General features: G+C 62.8%; 12 protein-coding genes and 1 pseudogene. 7 read left to right on the top strand and 6 right to left on the bottom strand.

Annotated elements, in window-relative coordinates:
* Nucleotides 1-36: 36 nt before the first annotated feature.
* From LL972_RS14685 to LL972_RS14670, 4 genes are all read left to right on the top strand, one after another.
* Nucleotides 37-3195 carry a TonB-dependent receptor gene (locus LL972_RS14685; RefSeq protein WP_228328220.1) on the top strand — a complete coding sequence of 1053 codons (3159 nt, stop codon included), beginning with the start codon at nt 37-39 and terminating at the stop codon, nt 3193-3195.
* A gap of 302 nt (nt 3196-3497) precedes the next feature.
* Nucleotides 3498-4259, top strand: a complete 762-nt coding sequence (locus LL972_RS14680; protein ID WP_228328219.1) for a SapC family protein — start codon at nt 3498-3500, stop codon at nt 4257-4259.
* 4 nt (nt 4260-4263) lie between these two features.
* On the top strand, nt 4264-5301 hold the full coding sequence (locus LL972_RS14675) for a cupin-like domain-containing protein (protein ID WP_228328218.1): 1038 nt from the start codon (nt 4264-4266) through the stop codon (nt 5299-5301).
* A 184-nt stretch (nt 5302-5485) separates the two neighbouring features.
* Entirely contained in the window at nt 5486-7003 is a 1518-nt protein-coding gene (locus LL972_RS14670) for a tryptophan halogenase family protein (protein WP_228328217.1), read from the top strand.
* Nucleotides 7004-7068: 65 nt separating this feature from the next.
* On the opposite strand, the gene LL972_RS14665 is transcribed toward LL972_RS14670, so the two are convergent.
* The 4 genes and pseudogenes from LL972_RS14665 to LL972_RS14650 form a co-directional block, all read right to left on the bottom strand.
* Entirely contained in the window at nt 7069-8076 is a 1008-nt protein-coding gene (locus LL972_RS14665) for an MBL fold metallo-hydrolase (RefSeq protein ID WP_228328216.1), read from the bottom strand.
* A gap of 320 nt (nt 8077-8396) precedes the next feature.
* Nucleotides 8397-8801, bottom strand: coding sequence for a hypothetical protein (locus LL972_RS14660; protein WP_228328215.1), 405 nt, complete (start codon nt 8799-8801; stop codon nt 8397-8399).
* A 232-nt stretch (nt 8802-9033) separates the two neighbouring features.
* A pseudogene (locus LL972_RS14655) lies at nt 9034-10431 on the bottom strand (trypsin-like serine peptidase).
* A 457-nt stretch (nt 10432-10888) separates the two neighbouring features.
* Nucleotides 10889-12274 (bottom strand): APC family permease, encoded by a 1386-nt coding sequence (locus LL972_RS14650; protein WP_228328214.1) that lies wholly within the window; start codon nt 12272-12274, stop codon nt 10889-10891.
* 195 nt (nt 12275-12469) lie between these two features.
* Between LL972_RS14650 and LL972_RS14645 the strand changes: the two genes are divergently transcribed.
* The 3 genes from LL972_RS14645 to LL972_RS14635 all read left to right on the top strand — a co-directional run bounded on the left by LL972_RS14645 (nt 12470) and on the right by LL972_RS14635 (nt 16300).
* Nucleotides 12470-13234 carry a LuxR family transcriptional regulator gene (locus LL972_RS14645; RefSeq protein WP_212579950.1) on the top strand — a complete coding sequence of 255 codons (765 nt, stop codon included), beginning with the start codon at nt 12470-12472 and terminating at the stop codon, nt 13232-13234.
* A gap of 259 nt (nt 13235-13493) precedes the next feature.
* Nucleotides 13494-14435 (top strand): proline iminopeptidase-family hydrolase, encoded by a 942-nt coding sequence (locus LL972_RS14640; protein ID WP_228328213.1) that lies wholly within the window; start codon nt 13494-13496, stop codon nt 14433-14435.
* 803 nt (nt 14436-15238) lie between these two features.
* The gene (locus LL972_RS14635; RefSeq protein WP_228328212.1) at nt 15239-16300 is read left to right on the top strand and encodes a pectate lyase family protein; all 1062 of its coding nucleotides are present in this window, start codon (nt 15239-15241) and stop codon (nt 16298-16300) included.
* Nucleotides 16301-16498: 198 nt separating this feature from the next.
* Here the strand turns inward: LL972_RS14635 and LL972_RS14630 are convergent, their stop codons facing one another.
* Together LL972_RS14630 and LL972_RS14625 are read right to left on the bottom strand one after the other, a co-directional pair.
* Nucleotides 16499-19168, bottom strand: a complete 2670-nt coding sequence (locus LL972_RS14630) for a M1 family metallopeptidase (RefSeq protein ID WP_228328211.1) — start codon at nt 19166-19168, stop codon at nt 16499-16501.
* Between the two features lie 868 nt (nt 19169-20036).
* Nucleotides 20037-20690: SDR family NAD(P)-dependent oxidoreductase (locus LL972_RS14625; RefSeq protein WP_228328210.1), on the bottom strand; the 654-nt coding region annotated here is incomplete at its 5' end.

Below are 20690 nucleotides of genomic sequence, written 5' to 3'. Positions count from 1 at the left end.
GGCCGTGGGTGTTGGACCAGACCCGAGGATAGATCGATGCGTCGTACGTTGAGCAATTTCAAGTCGAAGGCCATGTTCACCTTCGTCGGTGGCCTGTTGGTGATCAATCCGGCCTTCGCGCAGGACGCTGCTGCGCAGCAGGTATCGCCGCCGCAGTCCAGCGCACAAACCGCCACCACGCTTGATGCGGTCAACGTGACCGGCATCCGCAGCAGCCTGGACCAGTCGATGGGCATCAAGCGCGACGCTGCCGGCGTGGTGGATGCAATCAGCGCAGAAGACATCGGCAAATTTCCCGACACCAATCTGGCCGAGTCGCTGCAACGCATCACCGGCATCTCGATCGAGCGCCGCGATGGCGAAGGCGCGCAGGTCACTGCACGCGGCTTCGGCCCGCAGTTCAATACGGTCACCCTCAACGGCCGCCTGATTCCCGGTGCCGATGCGTTCGGTGCGCCGGGCCAGACCCCGATCGGGGGCGTGGATGTGGGCACGCGTGCGTTCAATTTCGCCCAGCTCGCCTCCGAGGCCATCACCGGGATCGAGGTCTACAAGACCAGCCGCGCCACCGCACCCAGCGGGGGGATCGGCGCGACCATCAATATCCAGACCGACAAGCCGTTCAACCATTCCGGCGTGGTGGCCAACGCCGGCGCCAAGATGGTGTCGGATCGTTCGCAGCCGTTCGGCGATTCGCTCACCCCCGAAGTCTCCGGCATCTTCAGCTATACCAATCCCGACAAGACTTTCGGCATCGGCTTGAGCGGCAGTTACCAGAAGCGCCACGGCGGCTCGGTGCAGGCCACCGAAAACACCTGGAACATCCAGCGCTGGACCGGTACCGACCCGGCCTTGCGTCCGGATGCGGTGGTGACCAACGCCCCGGCGATCGGCCAGCTGTACGGCATGCCCAACGACCTGCGCTATGCCTTCGCCGACTTCCAGCGCGAGCGCACCAACGGCCAGGCGGTGATGCAGTTCGCCCCCAGCGACAGCCTGACCCTGACGCTGGACTACACCTATTCGTCCAACGAGATCCGCGAAGAGCGCGGCGAGCAGGGCATCTGGCTGCAGCGCGCCAACAGCTTCACCGATCTGACCTTCGATACCGGCCAGGCGGTGGCCACGCCGGTGTATCTGCGCGATGTGCCCAACGGTGCCAAGGACTTCGGCATGGAGCAGCAGCGCAACGAGCAGAAGTACACACTCGGCTCGCTCGGCTTCAATGCCGATTGGCAGGTGAACGACCGCTTCCAGCTGTCCTTCGATGCGCACAACTCCAAGACCAAGAGCCTGCCCAACGACCCGGTCACCGGCGGCAGTGCCACGTATTTCAGTTTCGCCGGCACCAACAACTGCAGCAATGGCCCGTCCTGCGGCGGCCAGTGGGGGCAGGAGCTGCGCTTCAATGGCGGGCTGCCGATTGGCGCGCGCACCTGGTACCCCACCGCGGCCGATTCCCTGGCCGGCACCAACGGCGTGCTCAACCCGGACTTCACCCCCGCCGAGCTCGGCTCGCAGTTCCTGCGCATCTTCTATCAATCGCAGGTCACCGAGATCAAGGAAGGCCGCATGGACGGCACCTTCGACTTCGAGGACGGGCGCTTCCAGTTCGGCGTGAGTAGCGCCAATACCACCATGAACCGGCTTACCAGCGACACCAACTCCACGCTGGGCGACTGGGGCGTGGCAAACGCCGGCAACGAGCCCGGCATGCAGGCACTGCTGCGGCCGGTGAGCATCATCGGCATGTTCAAGGACTTCAACGCCAACGGCGCCGCGCCCAATGCCTGGCGCGGCGATGCCGATCAGCTGGCGCTGTGGGGTGGCAGCCAGTACGGCGCCACCACCCGCTACAACCCGCAATACAGCGCCGACAACCAGGTGGAAGAGAAGACCCGCGCCGCTTATGTGCAGCTGGAACTGAAGGGCGACATCTCCGGCATGACCACCAATACCCGGCTGGGCCTGCGCTACGAGCGTACCGATGTGGAATCCACCTCGCAGGTGGCCACGCCCACGGCGTTGCTGTGGCAGGCCAATAACGACTTCCAGCTGTTGCGTTCCACCGAGCAGCAGCCCTTCAGCGAGAAGACCAGCTACAACTACATCCTGCCCAATCTCGACTTCAGCATCGACATCTCCGATCAGCTGAAAGGACGGGCCTCGTTCGGCCAGACCATCGCGCGTGCGCCCTACAACAACCTGATCGCTGGCCCGACGCCGAACACGCCCAATGGCTCGATCCTGATCAATCCCTCCAACCGGGCCGGCGGCAGCGCGCAGAATCCGCAGCTGGATCCGCTGGAATCGGACAACCTCGACCTGGCGCTGGAGTGGTACTTCGCCGATGCCAGCTACGTGTCGGCCACGTTCTGGAACAAGCGCGTCAGCAACTTCATCGGCAATACGGTCTCGCGCGAATCCCTGTACGGGCTGAGCGATCCCACCTCCGGCCCTGACGCGCAGGCCGCGCTGGCGTTCCTGCAGAGCGGCGCCTGCGCAGCGCAAGTGGGGGCGTCGGGCAACGACGTCGCGGCGGCGTGCTCGGCCAACGACACGGCGCTGTTTGCGGCGATGGCGCTGCTGCGCAATGCCGCGGCCACCGGCGGGCTGGCCGCCTACAACGGCAGCTCCGCGCAGAGCCTGGCACTGGAGAACGCCTACGACATCGTCGGCAATGCCTCCGACCCGCTGTATCAGTTCGATGTGTCGCGCCCGGTCAATCAGAACAAGGCCAATATCCACGGCTGGGAATTGGGCGGGCAGTACTTCTTCGATAGCACCGGCTTCGGCATCTATGCCAACTACACCATCGTCGAGGGCGATGTGGGCTTCGACAATACCGTGATCGATCGCGACCAGTTCGCGCTGCTCGGTCTGAGCGACACCGCCAATGTGATGCTGATGTACGAAAAATACGGCTGGAGTGCGCGTCTGGCCTGGAACTGGCGCGACGAGTACCTGATCGCCGCCAACCAGGACAATGCCAACCGAAATCCGTACTACGTCGAGGCCTATCAGCAGTGGGATCTCAGCGTCAGCTACAGCTTCAGCAAGCAGCTTTCCGTGGGCTTTGAGGCGATCAACCTGACCGGCGAAGACGTGCGTTGGCACGGGCGCTCGGACAAGCAGATCATCCGCCTGATCGACCAGCAGCCACGCTACACGCTGGGTGTGCGCTACGCGTTCTGACAGGCCGGCTGCGCTCAGCTCAGGTGGGCGCAGCCGGTGGGCGGCGTGGCAGATGCCGACGTGCACGCCGCTCCGGGCGCGCGGTGCGTTCCCCTTGACGGCCGCTACAGCCAGCAGCCGGAAGGCCGCCGGGTCACCGCAGCGACGCAGCTTGCTGCCGTGCCGATCCCCATTCTGCTGTGCCGCTTGCCGGCCTGTCGCTTTTTGGCAATGCTCGCCACAGCAGGCGCGGCACCTGGCCGCGCAATCGACGCATTCCACGTGATGCGGTGCTCCCTTGCGGCGCACCGTGGGAGTTTCAGATGACGCGATACGCAGTGCTCAACAACGTGGCGCATCACGATCTGCGCGTCATCCTGCGCTTCGGTGCCGAGTTCGGCGACGCGCTCGGCCTGGTGCCTGCGTTCGTCACCGAATACGCCGAGCTGCAGCGCGAGTACCCGCTGTTCTTTCGCAAGGATCCGGCCACCGGCGGCTACCAGTCGGTGGCACTGCTGGGCTTTGCGCAGGACGAGAATCTGTTTCTGCAGGATGGTCGCTGGGCTGCCAGCTATCTGCCGGGCATCGTGGCCAAGGGGCCATTCCTGATCGGCTTCCAGGAGCAGCGCATCGATGGCGTGTTGGGGCAGGAGCCGGTGATCCACGTCGATCTGGAGCACCCACGCGTCAGTCGCCACGAAGGCGAGGCAGTGTTTCTGCCGCAGGGCGGCCACAGCCCGTATCTGGAGCACGTCATCGGTGTGCTGCGCGGCATTCGCGACGGTGTGGATGCCGGCCAGGCGATGGCGGCCGCCTTCGACACGCTGGGGCTGATCCAGCCGGTGCAGCTGGATGTCACGCTGGATGCCACCCATGCCACCACGCTGGAAGGCCTGTTCGCCATCGACCGCGAGCGGCTTGCCGCACTCGATGCGTCGTCGTTGCAGCAACTGCATCGGGCCGGCTATCTGGAGGCTGCATTCCTGATGCTGGCCTCGCTGCACAACGTGCGTCGGCTGATGGCCGAGAAGCAGCGCCGCCTGCAGCAGGTGCACGCTGCATCTGCGACCGCCGCGTTCGCCTGAGCGCATGACCACGGGCGCAGCCATCTCCTCCATTGCGCCCATCGCCGAGCGCCGCGATTGCCATCCCGACGCGCTGCCGCTTGCCGCGCTGTGCGAGGCGGCCGAGCCGGTGGTGCTGCGTGGCATCGCACGCGACTGGTCGCTGGTGCAGGCCGGGCTGCGCAGCCCCGACGAAGCGATGGCGCTGCTGCGCGCGCACGATAGCGGGCGTGCTCTGCAGTATTCCCATGGCGGCCCGGAGATCGCCAGCCGCCCGTTCTACAGCGACGATTGCAGCGCGCTGAATTTCGAGGTGCAACGCGGCACCCTGAGCAGCTTGCTGGAGGCCATCGTGACGCATCGCGATGACCCGCAGCCGCCCACCTACTACCTGGCCTCGTTGCCGATCGACGACAACCTGCCAGGGTTGCGCGCAGGCAATGAGCTGGATGTCGCCGCCAGCGGCATCGCGGTGCAGCCAAGCATCTGGATCGGCAATCGCGTCATCGCCTCCTGCCATTACGATGTCCCCAACAACCTGGCGTGCTGTGCGGTGGGGCAACGTCGCTTTACGCTGTTTCCGCCCGAGCAGGTGGCCAACCTGTATCCCGGCCCGCTGGATCCCACGCCGGGCGGGCAGGTCGTGAGCATGGTGGATATCGCCAATCCGGATCTGCTGCGGTATCCACGATTTGCCGACGCGCTGGCGCAGGCGCGCACCACCGTGCTGGAGCCGGGCGACGCCCTGTTCATTCCCGGCATGTGGTGGCATCACGTGCAATCGCTGCAGCCATTCAACGTGCTGGTCAACTACTGGTGGAGCAGCGTGCCCGCGCATCTGCCGGCGCCGATGCCCGCCCTGTATCACGCTCTTTGGGCCATCCGCGACCGTCCGGCAGCGGAGAAAGCAGCGTGGCGCGCCCTGTTCGACTACTACGTGTTCGGCCCGGCTGAGCGCGCGGGCGAGCACCTGCCCGAGCAGGCGCGGCATGCGCTGGGCCCGATCGATCCGACCCTCGCGCGACAGCTGCGCGCGATGCTGATCGGCAAACTCAACCGCTGATGCGCGAGATCGGCTTTACGGCGACTCGCCGGACAATTGCGCAGCTGCCTGGCGGGCAGGGTCGATGCGCGGCATTCGCCTGTGCCACTCACGCGTTCCGCTCCATGCAGGCCTTTCGCGTTACTCAGACGACCGATCAAGCCGTTGTGTCGGCCACCCCAGATCCATCACACAGGAGCGCGCAGTGAGCCAGGGCCCGATTCGCAAGGTCGTCATCGCCGGCGGCGGCACCGCCGGATGGATCGCCGCCTGCGCGCTGTCGCATCAGTTCCGCGACCTGCTGGAGATCACCCTGGTCGAGTCCGAGCAGATCGGTACCGTGGGCGTGGGCGAATCCACGGTGCCGCCGATCCGCAGCTTCCATCGCTTCCTGCAGATCGACGAGCAGGAGTTTTTGCGCGCGGTGGCCGGCACCTTCAAGTTGTCGATCTCCTTCGAGCATTGGCGCCGCCAGGGCGAGCGCTATATCCATCCCTTCGGCATCACCGGGCAAAGCACGCTGGTGTGCGCCTTCCATCATCTATGGCTGGAAAGCCAGCGCCGCGGCATGCCGGGCAGCTTTGGCGACTACTGCCTGGAAACCGTGGCCTCGCGCCTGGATCGTTTCGCACTGTTGCGCGAGCCTGCGGTCAATTACGCCTATCACCTGGATGCCGCGCTGTATGCCAGGTTCCTGCGCACGCGCAGCGAGGCCTGCGGTGTCAGGCGCATCGAGGGCAGGATCCAGCAGGTGACGCTGCAACCGGACAGTGGCGATGTCGCCAGCCTGCTGCTGGAAGACGGGCAGGTGCTCGAGGGCGATCTGTTCATCGATTGCACCGGTTTTCGCGGCCTGCTGATCGAGCAGGCGTTGCACACCGGCTACGAGGACTGGAGCCATTGGTTGCCGTGCGATCGCGCCGTTGCGGTGCAGACCGAAGCGCTTGGCCCACCGGTGCCGTACACCCGCGCCATCGCGCACGAAGCCGGGTGGCGCTGGCATATCCCGCTGCAGCATCGCGTCGGCAATGGTCTGGTGTTTTCCAGCAAACACCTGTCCGACGACGAGGCGCATGCCAAGTTGCTACGCGATGTGGCCGCGCCTGCGCTGAAAGACCCCTGGCTGGTGCCGTTCCGCACCGGTCGTCGACTCAAGGCTTGGAACAGGAATGTGGTGTCATTGGGCCTGGCCAGCGGCTTTATCGAACCGCTGGAATCCACCAGCATCCATCTCACCATCGCCGCGGTGGTGCGCCTGATCACCTTGTTCCCGGCAGACGGCATCGCGTCCTCGCAGGTGGAGCTGTTCAATGACATCAGCCGCGCCGAGATGGAACACGTGCGCGACTTCATCATCCTGCACTACCACGCCACCCGGCGCGACGAGCCGCTGTGGCGCCAGTGCCGCGCGATGGAGCTGCCCGAATCGCTCGCGCTGCGCCTGCGCGCCTGGCGCGAACGCGCACATGCCTGGCAAGCGGCCGATGAACTGTTTCGCGTCGACTCCTGGACCCATGTGCTGATGGGGCAGGGGATCGTGCCCGCGCAGCATCACCCGCTGGCGCGTGCGCTGTCCGATCACGACCTGCGTCGCCTGCTCGACGGCATTGCCCAGCCGATCCGGCAGGTGGTGGAGCAGATGCCCTCACAGCAGGCGTTTATCGACGCGTATTGCAAGGCAGATGCGAGCGTATGGAGCCTGCGCACTCCGGTGGTGACTTGAAACGGCTGGCAAAAGATCGCGCACGTTGACGGCGGTGCGCAGTCAGGTAGTGCCTACTTATCCCGCTACAACCGCATCAAATCCTTGCCGACCACAATCGGCCCGGCGTAGTGCTTGCGCGCGCCTGCGCTCCACATGGCATCGGTGATTGTCGGGTCGCCGCCGGGCACGAAATGATTGAGCACGAGCATCTTCGCGTCGGCTGCCGATGCGATCTTGCCGACGTCCTCGCTGGTTGAGTGGCTCTTGAGCAGATGATCGAGCAAGGTCGGTGCGTTGTCGTTGGTCTTGAGCATCTTTTCCAGCGCGGGCAGGTACATCACCTCGTGCACCAGGATGTCGGTGTCCTTCGCGAATTCGGCCAGTGCAGGCAGGTAGCGCGTATCGCCGGAGAACACCACCGTGCGGTCGCGCACGGCGAAACGGTAGGCGAACGCCGGCTTGAGCGTGTAGTGATCCACCAGCGTGGCGGTGACGGTGACCTGGTCGTTCTGCAGTACCGTGCCGGGCTGGTCGAACTCGTGCACATGGATCAGCTGCTTGAACGGCGGGCGGCCTTCTTCGCGGATGCGCGCATCGATGTCGATGGCATTCATCTCGACAAACGCATCCACCATCCTGGCGATGCCGGGCGGGCCATAGAGATGCACCGGCGTCTGCAGCCCGCTGGCCCACGCCAGCCACACCACGTTGAGCAGGTCGGCGTTGTGGTCGGAGTGGTGATGGGTGAGAAAGATATCGCGCAGCGCAGGCAGGCGGATGCCGGCCTTGGCCAGTTGCTGTGCAACGCCATTGCCGCAGTCGATCAGGTAGGGCTGCCCGTCGATGACCAGCGCATTGGCGGCTGCGGCGCGCAGCGCTGATGGGGTGGGGCCACCCTTGGTGCCGAGCAGGACCAGCACGCTGCCGTTGGCCGGGAAGGGCGCCGGCGCTGCCGGGTCCGGTGATGCAAGGTCTTCCTTCGGCTCGCGCCGTAGTGCAGCACCGAGCTGGCTCGCCACACTCAGCGTGCCCGCGGCCAGCGCGATGCGCAGCATCTGGCGACGGGAAGGGCGTGGAGAAGATGCGGACATTGCGGCTCCTGTCGAAGCGGGGAAGAGGATGTGCCAGGCGGCGAGCGGCACTGCGTCAGACTATCGTGAGGTGGTCGGGCTTGCGACTGCGTCACGCAAGGCGCCAGGGTATGCGCGCATCCGGATGCGCGTCAGCGGCCGGCAACGGTCGGGACCATCTAGAAGGGTCAGGTGGTTGCGGCAACGGCTCGCAGCCACAGATCCAGGAAGCCGCAATCGCGGCGCACCCTGCGTGTAGCGTGATCTATCTGATGAATTGCGCCGAATCGTCACGCCGATCCGTTCGTCTCCATCGAACGGTGAGCTTGCAGCGATTGCCTTCAGAGTTCTCGTGCAATGAACTCGTTCAACGCAGGCGAACGATAGAACGCCATGCATTGTGCAAAGATCCTGTTGAATGGGCCCCGGCGCGCTTCGTCCTTCATCGGCACCTCGGCGCGATGGAAGTCTGCCGTCTGTTCGGCGACATAGCGATGCAGCCGGTCGGTGGCGCCGACCTTGGCATTGTCGAGCGCATAGGTCGTCAGCAGATACGAGCGGTCGCGCAGCTGGTCGGAAGTGTATTTGCCGCTGCGCTCGTAGTTGTTGTCCAGGCACAGCTGCAGCGCGTATGCCTTGACGTCGTCGCGATTGGCCGGCCTGCCGGCTGCGCTGGCGGTGACCTGTAGCGACAAGGCCAGCAGTGCAGCTGCGGCGATGATGTGGAGATTGCGTTGAATGGGCATGCCGATCCAGGTAAAGGAGGAGCTGCCAAGTCTGCATCATCAAGGCGATACAGATGAAGTACCGCACGCGGATCGATGTACGTGTTCGATAACGTCCACAGGTCGATGCACAAAAAAATCAACGCACACGGATTTATCCACGAAATGCGTCAATCAATCGACTGTGTTGCACGCAGGCCAAGCGCAATCGCACGTGGCAGGCGATACCCCGCCTGCCACGTGCAGCAACCGCTTACGGGCCGAAGTAGGTGGAAATGCTGGAATACACGTCCGAGAAGCGCGAGTAGTAGTCCGGATCGGTCTGGGCGGTGCAGAACGAGTAGCCGCCGTACAGACCGCCGCGCAGCTGGTACGCACCACCGCTGGCGACGGTGAACAGGCCCGAGCCGGACGAGCCACCCTCGGTGACGCCGTCGTTCCAGACCACCCGATACAGCGGGCTCTTGCCGTCGATGGTGGTGCTCAGCCCATTGACGGTGCCCAGCGAATACTTCTTGACGTCGCCGGACGGGTGATGGATGCCGACGATCGCCGTGCCGGTCGCGCCGATCGCTGCGCTGTTCCATGCCGCGTAGAACGCGCCGCTCGGCGGTGCGGTCTTCAGCTCCAGCAGCGCGGTGTCACGCGTGGTGTTGGCGTGGCGCAGGAACGCACCACCGGTCAAGGTGGTGGCCTGCGCGCTGGCGGTGTTGCCGTTGCAGCTGGCCGCATCGTAGAACCAGTAGGTCTGCAGCGAGTTGGCAACGGTCTGCGTGCTGATGCAGTGCGCGGCAGTCCAGAACAGGTTGCGCTTGGGCGAGTTGGTGTTGTTGAGCAGCGTGCCGGTGCACAGGAACGAGCCCTGGCTGGTGGTGAACACCATGCGCGCCACCGCCTTTGCGGCATTGGTAAAACCGGCGGTGGGATTGGCGCGGCAGACGATATCGTTCTGGCAGGAGTCGCTCTCGCCGATGGCAATGGTCATCATGTCGCGTGCGCTGGCGGTGGGGCTGATGTCCAGATGCTACAGTTGCGGGATGCTCAGGCTGAAGTTCTCCGGATACTGGCCGGCCGGCAGCGACAGTTCCACCAGCAGGTTCTCGCCGCTGACGGTGGGCGACCAGCCGATCGCATCGCCGCTGGCGGCGAAGCTGGCACCGGATTGCTCGAACACCCGGCCGTCGTCGCCGGCAAAGCGCAGCGTCACCTTGGACGGATCGCCCGGCGTGGCGCCGGCGCCACGCAGGATCAGCGATGCTCGTAGCGAGGCCGCCTGTGCGGAGCCGACCTTCAGGGTCGCCACGCGCGAGCCATCCTTGGCCATCTGCCAATCGAGCGTGGCCAGGTTGACCAAGGGCTTGGCAACCGCGCGCGAAAAACCGATCTGCAAGGGCTGCCCATGTTTGACCTGTGCGATGCGGCGCTCACGCACGCGACTGATCTCGGTGCTGGTGGGCGCAGCGAGTTGCACCACACGCGTGGGCAGGATGCCGCCCCGCAGACTTGCCGACTGCAATGTCGCCGCGCCGAGTTTGGCCGCTTGCGGCGCGGTACTCACCGGTGCCGCGTCCATTTCGGTCGGTGGCGCTGCCAGTGCGGAGCCGGAAACGGCGGAAAACAGCGCCAGGTACAACGCATTCTTGCGATTCATGGGTAGTCCTTCTCGTCAGGGAACGACAGGCTGCGGCGGGGGCCACACCCTGCGGGCGCCATCGTTGGCGCCGAACGAGACTAGCGAATGTTTAAAGCTGAATATGTGCTGAAAATCTCGTTCAGAGATTGGCAGTCGATAAAAAGATAATCGTGTTCTGCGTGCAGCGGTCGGCGTGTGCACGCCATGCCATCGCTTTACGCATGCGCAATCGCCGCTGCGCGAGTGCGCCGGGATCGTCTGCAACACGCACGCCGCCGCACATAAGGCGATGCGATACACACTGCATCTGCAGCGACGCTTGGATCAAGCTGTCAGGCGATACAGGCAGGCACGCCGCATGCGGGATGGCCTGCGCCCATAGCCCTTGCAGACTTGAATCTGGTCTGCGCTACGCAGCTGCCGGCGGTATGTCGGCGCAGACTGTGAGCTCGCCTGTATACGGAGTCGCGACGGCTTATTCCAACGCGTCGCTGGCGCGGAACTCGGTCGAGCGGCCGCTGGCTTTCAAAAACGCCAGGACCGCAAGCCCGGCCACCATCCACGCGGTACCGCCGAGTTGTGCATGCCGGTCGGCATTGATCAGCACATAGGCCAGGATGACGATGCCGATCAACGGCGTCGCGACATGCAACAGCAGGCTGCGGCCCTGTCCGCGAAAATGCCACAGCACCGCCACGTGCAACAGGATGAAGGCGGTCAGCGCGCCGACATTGCACAACGAGGACAGCAGCGCGATCTGTCCGACGAAGACTTCGCCCAGCACCATGCTCAAGCCCGCCACCAGCAGGATGGCGCGCTGCGGCACGCCGGTGCGTGGATGGATGTAGCGCAGAAAGGCGGGCAGCTGGCGGTCACGTGCCATGGCGAACAGCAGGCGCGAGGTGGCGGCCTGCGCCACCAGTGAGTTGGCGATCGCCGCACTGATCGCGACCGTGAGCGCAATGACGACCTGCAACCACGGCCCGGCGATCAAGCGCCCGATCTCGAAGAAGGCATCGTTGGAGGCCTGCGCGCTGGGATAGCGTTGCAGGGTGGGTTGCAGCAGCGCGGCCAACCAGGTCTGCAGCACGAACAGGCCGGCCACCAGCAACAGCGCCAGCAGGGTCGCCCGGCCGACCACGCGGTTGCCGCCACGGGCCTCTTCCGACAACGTGGAGATCGCATCGAAGCCCAGGAACGACACCACCGCCACCGACAAGGCACTGAAGATCAGCTGCGGCGAAAATGCCTGCGGGTTGTAGAACGGACGCAGGCTCCAGTGCGCGCCATTGACGCCACGCTGGATCGCCACGGTGGCCAGCGCCACGAACACCGCCAGCACCACCAGCTGCGCGTAGAGGAAGAAGCGATTGGCACGCGCGGTGGTTTCGATGCCGCGCAGGTTGACCAGCGTGTTGAGCACCACGAAGAAGGCGACCCATGCCGGCTGCGGCACCGCCGGCAGCACGTTGTGCATGGCGTTGGCGCCGACCACGTAGAGCAGGGTCGGCACCAGCAGATAATCGAGCAGGATTGCCCAACCGGCCAGAAAGCCCATGCCGCTGCTCAGGCCGCGCCCCACATACGCATATACCGAGCCGGCGACCGGAAACGCCTGCGACATCTGCTGATAGCTCAACGCGGTGAACAGCATCGCCACGAAGCCGACCAGGTAGGTCAGAGGCACCATCCCGGCGCTGATGTCGAACACGCCGCCGAAAATGGAGAACGGCGCGGTCGGCACCATGAACACCAGACCGTAGATCAGCAGATCCTTGAGCGTGAGCTGCCGCTTGAGTTCCTGGGTGTAGCCAAAGCGTTCCAGCGCGGCCGCGTCGTCGCGGCGGGGGGTGTCGGTCATGCAGGTGTCCGCTGAAAGGAATGCCGGGTCGCAACGCAGGCGCAGTGGAAGCGTCTGAACGTCAATGCTGCAGTGCAGCTGTCTGACTGGCATTGTGACGATAATGTGGCCGCCAAGCCCATCCATTGGTAAAAGTGCTAGGTTTTCCATGCTGGATGCCCTCCAGCGGCATACGTCGACACCGAAGGACCCACCATGTTCGACACTCTGGCCAGCCTGGGCCGCGATCTGCAGGCGCTGCACACGCTCAATGCCTGCCTGGACCGGGTGTTCGCCGACGTCTGCGGGCTGGGCTTCCAGTCGCTGGTCTACGACTACGCGCCGGTGCCGCTGAGTCTGGAAGGTGCCTTGATCACCCCATCAGTGTTCATGCAGCGCAATGCGCCAGGCGATATGCAGCACGTCTGGTGCGAGCACGGCTATTACCAACACGACCCGGTTCAGCAGCGTGCGACGCGACGTACCACGCCATTCGTGTGGTCCTATCGCAGCGATGGCGACATGGAGGGCGTGGAATACGTCGGCAGCCAGCATCGGCAGGTCACACGTTATTTGTGCGATAGCGGCATGGGAACCGGTGTCACCGTGCCGTTGCACCTGCCTGGCGGCGCGTTCGCAACATTCAGCGCTGCGGTGGACGCGGTCGCGGTCGAGGCGCCACGGCTGGCCGAAGCGCAGTTATCGCCCTTCCTGCTGCTGGCGCATACCTTTCAGGCACGTGCGCAGGAGTTGCTTGATCCGCAGGAACGCCGCTGCCACCACATCGCCTTGACCCGCCGCGAGCGCGAATGCCTGCAGTACTCGGCCAAGGGGCTGACGGCCAAGAGCATTGCCGCCGCGCTCAACCGGTCCACCGCCACGGTGAACCTGCATCTGAACTCGGCAGCACGCAAGCTGGGCGCGCGCAATCGCGTCGAGGCCGTGGTGCGTGGCATGCATTACCGGTTGCTGGAGCCGTAAGCGCGGTGTGTTCAGCGTCTGCGCCGGCGCCCAGCGATAGGCGATTTCGTAATGGCGGAAACCTGCGATCGGCGCGCGCAATCGCGGTGCTGGTCGATGGCCGTCCTGGCGACCAACGGCGCGCTCAGCTGGGTCGCCTCGCTCGCGTATCGGGCTCGGACCTTCGAAAGCAGCGCGAACCTGGGAGTTTTGCCAGTTAACGCACGGCGGTTCACTCGCTAGGCTCGGCGCTCATTCTTGCCGTTAGCAGGCGCAGGTCATGCAGTCCACCGAAGGTTACGTCCAATTTCGTGGGTACCGGACCTGGTACCGCATCACCGGCGACCTGCGCAGCGACGCCTGCCCACTGATCGTGCTGCACGGCGGCCCCGGCTGCACCCATGACTATGTGGACAGCTTCAAGGACCTGGCCGCCAATGGCCGCGCGGTGATCCATTACGACCAGCTCGGCAACGGCAAGTCCACCCATCTTCCCAATGCAGACCCCGGTTTCTGGACGGTGGGGCTGTTTCTGGACGAGTTGCAGGCACTGATCACACAGTTGGGGCTGTCGCAGTACGCGCTGCTGGGGCAGTCCTGGGGCGGGATGCTGGGGGCCGAGCATGCGGTGCGGCGGCCGGCCGGCCTGCGTGCGTTGGTGATTGCCAACTCGCCGGCGTCGATGGGCCTGTGGCGCGCTGCCGCGCTACGGCTGCGCGCGCGCCTGCCCGAGGACATCCAGGCGGCGCTGGACGCGCACGAAGCGGCCGGCACCCTGGACGATCCGGCCTATCGCGCCGCAAGCCAGGTGTTCTACGCCCAGCACGTCTGCCGCGTGTTGCCGTGGCCTGCCGACGTGGCACGCACCTTCGCCGCCATCGATGCTGACCCGACCGTGTACCACGCCATGAATGGCCCGACCGAATTCCACGTGGTCGGCAGCCTGCGCAACTGGAGCATCATCGAGCGCCTGCATCGCATCAGCGTGCCGACGCTGGTGCTGTCGGGCAAGTACGACGAAGCCACGCCGGAAACGGTGGAGCCGTACGCGCGTCTGATCCCGGACGCGCGGTGGCATGTGTTCGCCAATTCCAGCCATATGCCGCATGTGGAAGAGCGCCCGGCGTGCATGCGCCTGGTCGGCAACTTCCTCGACGACCACACGCCGTGGCCCGGCGCGGAACTGGCGCATGCGTCCATGCTGGCCAGCCGCGCGGTTTGAGCGGATGGGGCGCCGGGGTAGTGAGTGCACGCGAATCTGCGCGTGCTCGGCCTGCCAGGCGCTGCTGCGACGCATCTCGATCGAGCCTGCGCTGCGGCCTGCGCATCGCAAGCGACGGTGTGGCAACGTTTGAAGAGTCGTCGTCTTGAGACACGCAGCTGCGCCGCAACGGCGTGTCGCTGAATCCACGTATCCAATGCTGATCGCCACGCTGCGGTCGAGCATTACCTGACGCACCACGTGGTCGGGCTGAAGTGGCCTGAACTTGTCGATAGAGACTTGTCATGGCGCCAGCGCTCGCCCACTGTCGCGATTGATCCAAAGCGCAATCACGCCTTATCTCCAGCACACCGGCATCTGATGCCGCGCAACCGCGCATGCCTGCGATGGCACTGCTGCTACACCAATGACACTCACAACGCTCGTTCGTATGCAGTTACCACTGCGCAACATCCCGTGGTGCATGTGGATGCCTGAAAAACGCATTTGCCGCTAGCAACTGCGGTCGAAAGCGCGCGTGAGCAAACCAGCATCAGTCTGCGTTTGCATGCATGGAAAACACATCTGCCTACATAAAAAAACAGCGCACACGACATAACCGTGTCCTGTCCCGGGTGTCCCTCGCTGTCTCTTTTGCATGTCCTGCGAGGAGAACACCGTGGTGCGTCAAAGTTTCAGTTATGGATAATTGTTTTATGTTTTAAATCGCGCGAAGAATGCGGCCCCCACGCACCGCTTTGCTGTTGTCGTCGCTCCGGCGCAGGCAGCACGCATCGCTTTTCCACTTCTTTGGGAGAGGCTGCATGATTAGCAAGACATTCCAGGGCGCATTCGCGCTTGCACTGTCCGCCTGCGCTGCGGGCGCTATCGCCGGCCCGGTCGGGTACGGTGCCACCACCACCGGCGGCGGCAACAAGACACCGGTCAACGTGGCTACCTTCGAGGCGATGCAGGCGGCCATCGACAGCTATTCCGGCAGCGGTGGGTTGGTGCTCAACTACACCGGCAAGTTCGACTTCAGCTCCATCAAGGACGTCTGTGCTCAGTGGAAATTGCCGGCCAAGACCGTGCAGATCAAGAACAAGAGCAACATCACCATCAAGGGGGCCAACGGCTCGTCGGCCAACTTCGGGCTATGGGTGGTGGGTAATTCCAGCAACGTCATCATCCAGAACATGACCATCGGCCTGCTGCAGGGCGGCGAAGATGCCGACTCGATCTCACTGGAAGGCAATTCCAGCGGCTCGCCATCCAAGATCTGGGTCGACCACAACACCGTGTTCGCCTCGTTGACCAAGTGCTCGGGTGCCGGCGATGCGTCTTTCGATGGCGGCATCGACATGAAGAAGGGCACCCATCACGTCACCGTGTCCTACAACTACGTTTATAACTATCAAAAGGTCGCGCTCAATGGATACAGCGACAGCGACACCAAGAATTCGGCTGCACGCACCACCTATCACCACAACCGCTTCGAGAACGTCGAATCGCGCGTGCCGTTGCAACGTCGTGGGCTGAGCCACATCTACAACAACTACTTCAACAACGTCACCACCTCGGGCATCAACGTGCGCATGGGCGGGGTGGCCAAGATCGAGTCCAACTACTTCGAGAACATCAAGAACCCGGTGACCTCGCGCGACAGCAGCGAGATCGGCTACTGGGACCTGATCAACAACTACGTCGGCAGCGGCATCACCTGGAGCACCCCGGACGGCAGCAAGCCTTACGCCAACGCCACCAACTGGATCACCACCAAGGTGTTCCCCGAACCGCTGGGCTACACCTACAGCATCACCCCGGCCGCACAGGTCAAGGCCAAGGTGATCGCCACCGCAGGGGCGGGCAAGAATCTGGTGGAGTAAGTGTTGGGTTGTGCATGAAGGTCTGAGCCCCGGCTTGGTCCGGGGCTCTTTTCCATAGATCATTCGTGTGCATGCGCGAGGTAACGTGCGGGTGGATACATTGGGCGGCCGTCAGGCTGGTCGATCGCATTGGATGCAGCAATTCCGTGGGACGGAATAGGGGGGCTATAGCGAAGTCTCGGAAAACTTCTATAGTCCTTATCTATCAACTCTTAATGGTTGAGAAGCCTTCCTGGCTTCCAACCATGCCTGGATCTGCGGTACCCGCCGCTCGCGCAGCTTCGCACGCGTTTGAATCGCTGCGATCGTGGCCTCAGCATCGCCACGGGAGGTGGGGTCGAGATTTTTTTCCGCATATTCTCTGACTTTCTCGGCAGTCTGCAGGTTGGCTGAGCCGTTAGCCAAGCGTGGGTAGAAGTTGCTTTGGGACGCGGCGATCAGCGCGTTCACTTGCTGCAAATGTGCGACGGAAAATTCGAATGCCAGATCCGGATGCTGTCGCGATACTGCGACTAGTACGCGTACTCCAATATTGCCGGTGGGTTCATCGCTGAGTGCTAACTCAAGCGCGCGTTGCGCCAGAGCTGCATTTTGCACGCTACCGAGGAGACTGTAGTACTGCTCGCGTAGCGACGCACTGGCTTCCCCCTTCGCCATAGCGTGTAAGGCGTCCCACGTGGCTGCGTCGGCATGCTGTGCAACTATCTGCAATACAGGTTTACGCATGTCTGTTGACAGCGCGTCGGGCGCGAGCTGGAAGGCGATAAATCGGCGACGCGCTTCGGCGATGACTGCCGGATCACCCAACACACCCAGGGTCGTGAGTAGTTGGCCACGTGCCTGTCTGGTCTGGCTGGTCTCACCGGGACGGGGGTCCCACCCAAGCTTAGAAAAAACGGGGGTCAGCACTGCAACCGCATGATTGCGCCAGGCGATCTGACCCTTGGAGTCGCCATCGAACAACGCGTCTATCTCCACAAGCGTTTGCGCTATCTCTCCCCACAGATCCGGCGATGCATTTACGTGCACACCGTCGATGAGGTCAAGCAGATCGGCTTCTGGCTGCAGGCCGGCCGCAACAAGTGCGCTGGCATCCATCAGCACGCCCATCTGGTCGACCACCGGCAGCGCGGAAAAGCCGGTACTGAGTTCCTTGAAAAGGGCAGGCGCATACAGTGTTCGGTAATAGCCGCTTTGGCCGGCATTGATCAGCACTGGTGAGTCGCAACGGGGCAACTGCACCTGTGCGCGACCATCGACCAGCGTACGCGTCAAGCTGCCTCTATGGCTGCGAAGTGCTACCGGCACACGCCAGCGCAGTGGCGATTTATCGGGCCGATCGATCGTGTATTCGCCCTGCTCAAGGGTCACGGCCGTATGATCCGCAACACAGCGGCTGCTGACTTTGATCAGTGGAACACCTGGCTGCAGAGTGAAGTCATTCGCAACCTGCATGAGCTGTCTGTCTGGTGCTTCAGCGTCGAGTTGCTGCCAGAGCTCGTTGGTCGCCGTGTTGCCGTAGCGATGCTGGGCGATATAACGCCGCACACCATCGCGCCAGTGATCGGCACCGATGTAGTCTTCCAGCATGGCTATGACGGCCTCCCCCTTGTCGTAGGTAATCTGGTCGAACGCTTCATCCGCCTGCTGCACGGTGGCCACATGCTGCACTATCGGATGTGTGGTCACGAGTGCGTCCAATTGCATTGCCCTTCGGCTGCGTTCTGCAGCAAACGTGTTGTCGGCATCCCATTCGGGGTGCAACTTCATGGTGGTGCGCGCGCCCAGCCAGTTGGCGAAGCCTTCATTGAGCCAGAGGTCGTCCCACCACGCCATGGTGACTAGGTTGCCGAACCACTGATGCGCGATTTCGTGAGCGGCAATGCTGAAGATGAGTTGCTTATCCTTGATGTCGGCTGTTGCTGGGTCCAGCAACAAGTACCGCTCAGCACTGAGAATGGCGCCCCAGTTTTCCATCGCCACCGTGAAACGCGCGGGAGCTGCAATGTTGTCCAGTTTTGGAAGAGGATACGGAATGCCAAAGTAATCGTTGTATTCCTGCAGTATTGCGCGCGAAGAATCCAATGCAAAACCGGTCTGCCCATGCTTGCCTTTTTGCGCGACCACCCCTATCTGTGTGCCATCGTTTGCCTTGATGGTAGTTCGTTCGAAATCGCCGACGCCCAAAAACAACAAGTAGGTCGACATCTTGGGTGAGCGTTCGAACAACACCCGTTTCAATCCGCCAGCACTCTGGGTGGTCGCGGCCACCGGCATGTTGCTGACTGCCATCTGCGTTGCCGGCACAGTCACTGCCAGGTCGAAGGTTGCCTTGTAATTAGGCTCGTCCCAGGATGGGATGAAGCTACGTGCGCTGGCTACCTCGAATTGGGTAAGCAGTGCGCGGCGTTGGCCTTGCCGTGTTGTGAAATCGGCGGAAAATAGTCCGTTGGACCGTGTATTGATCACACCGCTGTAGTCGATCGATAGCAAATAGTTGCCGGGCTGAAGGGACTCGGCAAAGGCGAAGGTGGCCGTCTGTGCGGCGGCGTCGGTGCTGACCGTCGCGCGCAGCAGCTTGCTATTCTCGGTTCGCAAGAGTGTGCTTCGCTTGAAGCTAAGTTCGGCTGAGTTCAGGGTGATGCTGTCTGTTGGCTGCAGCACCACGATGTTGATCGCTGCCTTGCCGTCGAAGCTAAGCTTTTCGGCATGCGGAACTATGTCCAGCGTGTAATGTGTAGGGCGTACTGTCCGTGGTAGTTGGGACGTGACAGTTCTGGCGGAAGCAGTGCTTGGCGCTGGCATCGCCGGCTGAGCGACGGTTGTCATCAATGCCAAGGCAAGCGGAAGCTTAAAGATCTGGCGCAAGGACGACCTCGTTGGCGGTAGTGGAGTCATTGCAATGAATTGGGCCTGACACCTTGCGAGAACAATGTTGGGGAATTGTTGTTCGAAGCGAAGTCGGGTTGGTTTTTGCGAATTGCGGTTATGGGGCGATGTGGGCTGCTTCTTTCCACGCTATTGGTTCAAGCGACGTCTGCGTCTATGAAACGCCGCGCGCATCATCTGAATTGAGAACGAAGATCGTGAAATAGGAAAAACTGGACGTCGGCCTTCCCCTTCCGGCACGCGAGAAGTTTGGTGCTGTATTTTCAGTGGTCAGTGCGCTACTGAAATGGCGCGTTTAGAACTTTTTTTCCATTGGGCGGCGTCGGGAGCGGTGCGGGCCTCATTGTTCTAGCGCTATCTTGTCGATCCACGTTTGCACTGCTTCCGTGTTTGCATGGTCGCTGCCATACAGAGCACGCAATACTCACATGAACCATTCGTAAGGGCCGCCGGAGTTTTCGCGGGCATCAAGCGCGATGATCGATTGATCGCGCAATGAAGACGCTATCTTGTACCCAGTTTCGAACTGATCGGACTCGGTCGATTCTTTGGGCTGAAGTTGCCCAGCCGCATCCAGGCACCGTTACTGCCAGACGACGTGACCGCGACATCTCTTCCAAGCTGCGGGGTCATTTGTTATGAGTGCCTTTGAAGATCGTCGATACAGGCAATCATCATGACCCGCGCTTTTTTCTTGCCAAGCAATGACTTCGCTGTACAAGCGAGCGTCCTGGGAGATCGGTGCGTCCGCGTCATCATGTAGTGGTCTACGCCGCACCCGTGCTTCCCTCCAGCTAGACCGCGCCTGGGCAGCTGGCCGAGCAGGCCAGCTGTCAAAGCGGAACAATCAACGCAGTCCGCCGGTCACCAGAATCTCCTCGCCCGTAATGAATCTGGCATCGTCCGAGGCAAGGAATGTCACCACGCTTGCGATGTCTTCCGGCTGACCAGCACGCCCAAGCGGCGTTTGCGCCACGATACCGTCCGCCATTTGCGAGCCGACAATGCCGGCGTTGGTCGTGCCCTCGGTAATCACAAAACCGGGACTGACGATGTTGACGCGTATCTTCCGTGGAGCCAGCTCCTTGGCCACCACGCCAGAAATTGCATTCACTGCTGCCTTGCTGGCGGTGTAGAGCGATGTTCCCGGAGACCGCAGGGTGGTGATCGACGAAGAGATGTTGACGATGCTGCCCTCGTCTTTGAGGTGTTTGATCGCCGCCTGCGTTGTCAGCAACATGCCCAGAACATTGACATCGAACAAGCGGCGGTATTGGTCTTCGCTCATGTGTTCGACCATGCCGACATCCCACACCCCGGAGTTGTTGACCAGGATGTCGAGACGGCCGAAATGCGTCACTGCAGCTTCGATCAATGTCTGTGCTTCGGTCGCGATGGAAATGTCGGCCCGGACTGCGGTCGCCTGGTAATCCCCCCGCCCATTAGCTGACGCCAGAAGTGGAATTTTCTCGTCCCCTTTCCCGAGGAGGTTCCATGAAGA

Origin of the sequence: Xanthomonas campestris pv. asclepiadis (assembly GCF_020784175.1) — a bacterium.
Taxonomy (GTDB): Bacteria; Pseudomonadota; Gammaproteobacteria; order Xanthomonadales; family Xanthomonadaceae; genus Xanthomonas; species Xanthomonas campestris_D.
The sequence above is the reverse complement of the archived record's forward strand: the minus strand, read 5'-3'. Positions and strand labels throughout refer to the sequence as shown.

Coding starts and splice junctions, on each gene's coding strand:
- LL972_RS14685 (WP_228328220.1), top strand. CDS start 37: ATGCGTCGTACGTTGAGCAATTTCAAGTCGAAGGCCATGTTCACCTTC.
- LL972_RS14680 (WP_228328219.1), top strand. CDS start 3,498: ATGACGCGATACGCAGTGCTCAACAACGTGGCGCATCACGATCTGCGC.
- LL972_RS14675 (WP_228328218.1), top strand. CDS start 4,264: ATGACCACGGGCGCAGCCATCTCCTCCATTGCGCCCATCGCCGAGCGC.
- LL972_RS14665 (WP_228328216.1), bottom strand. CDS start 8,076: ATGTCCGCATCTTCTCCACGCCCTTCCCGTCGCCAGATGCTGCGCATC.
- LL972_RS14660 (WP_228328215.1), bottom strand. CDS start 8,801: ATGCCCATTCAACGCAATCTCCACATCATCGCCGCAGCTGCACTGCTG.
- LL972_RS14650 (WP_228328214.1), bottom strand. CDS start 12,274: ATGACCGACACCCCCCGCCGCGACGACGCGGCCGCGCTGGAACGCTTT.
- LL972_RS14645 (WP_212579950.1), top strand. CDS start 12,470: ATGTTCGACACTCTGGCCAGCCTGGGCCGCGATCTGCAGGCGCTGCAC.
- LL972_RS14640 (WP_228328213.1), top strand. CDS start 13,494: ATGCAGTCCACCGAAGGTTACGTCCAATTTCGTGGGTACCGGACCTGG.
- LL972_RS14635 (WP_228328212.1), top strand. CDS start 15,239: ATGATTAGCAAGACATTCCAGGGCGCATTCGCGCTTGCACTGTCCGCC.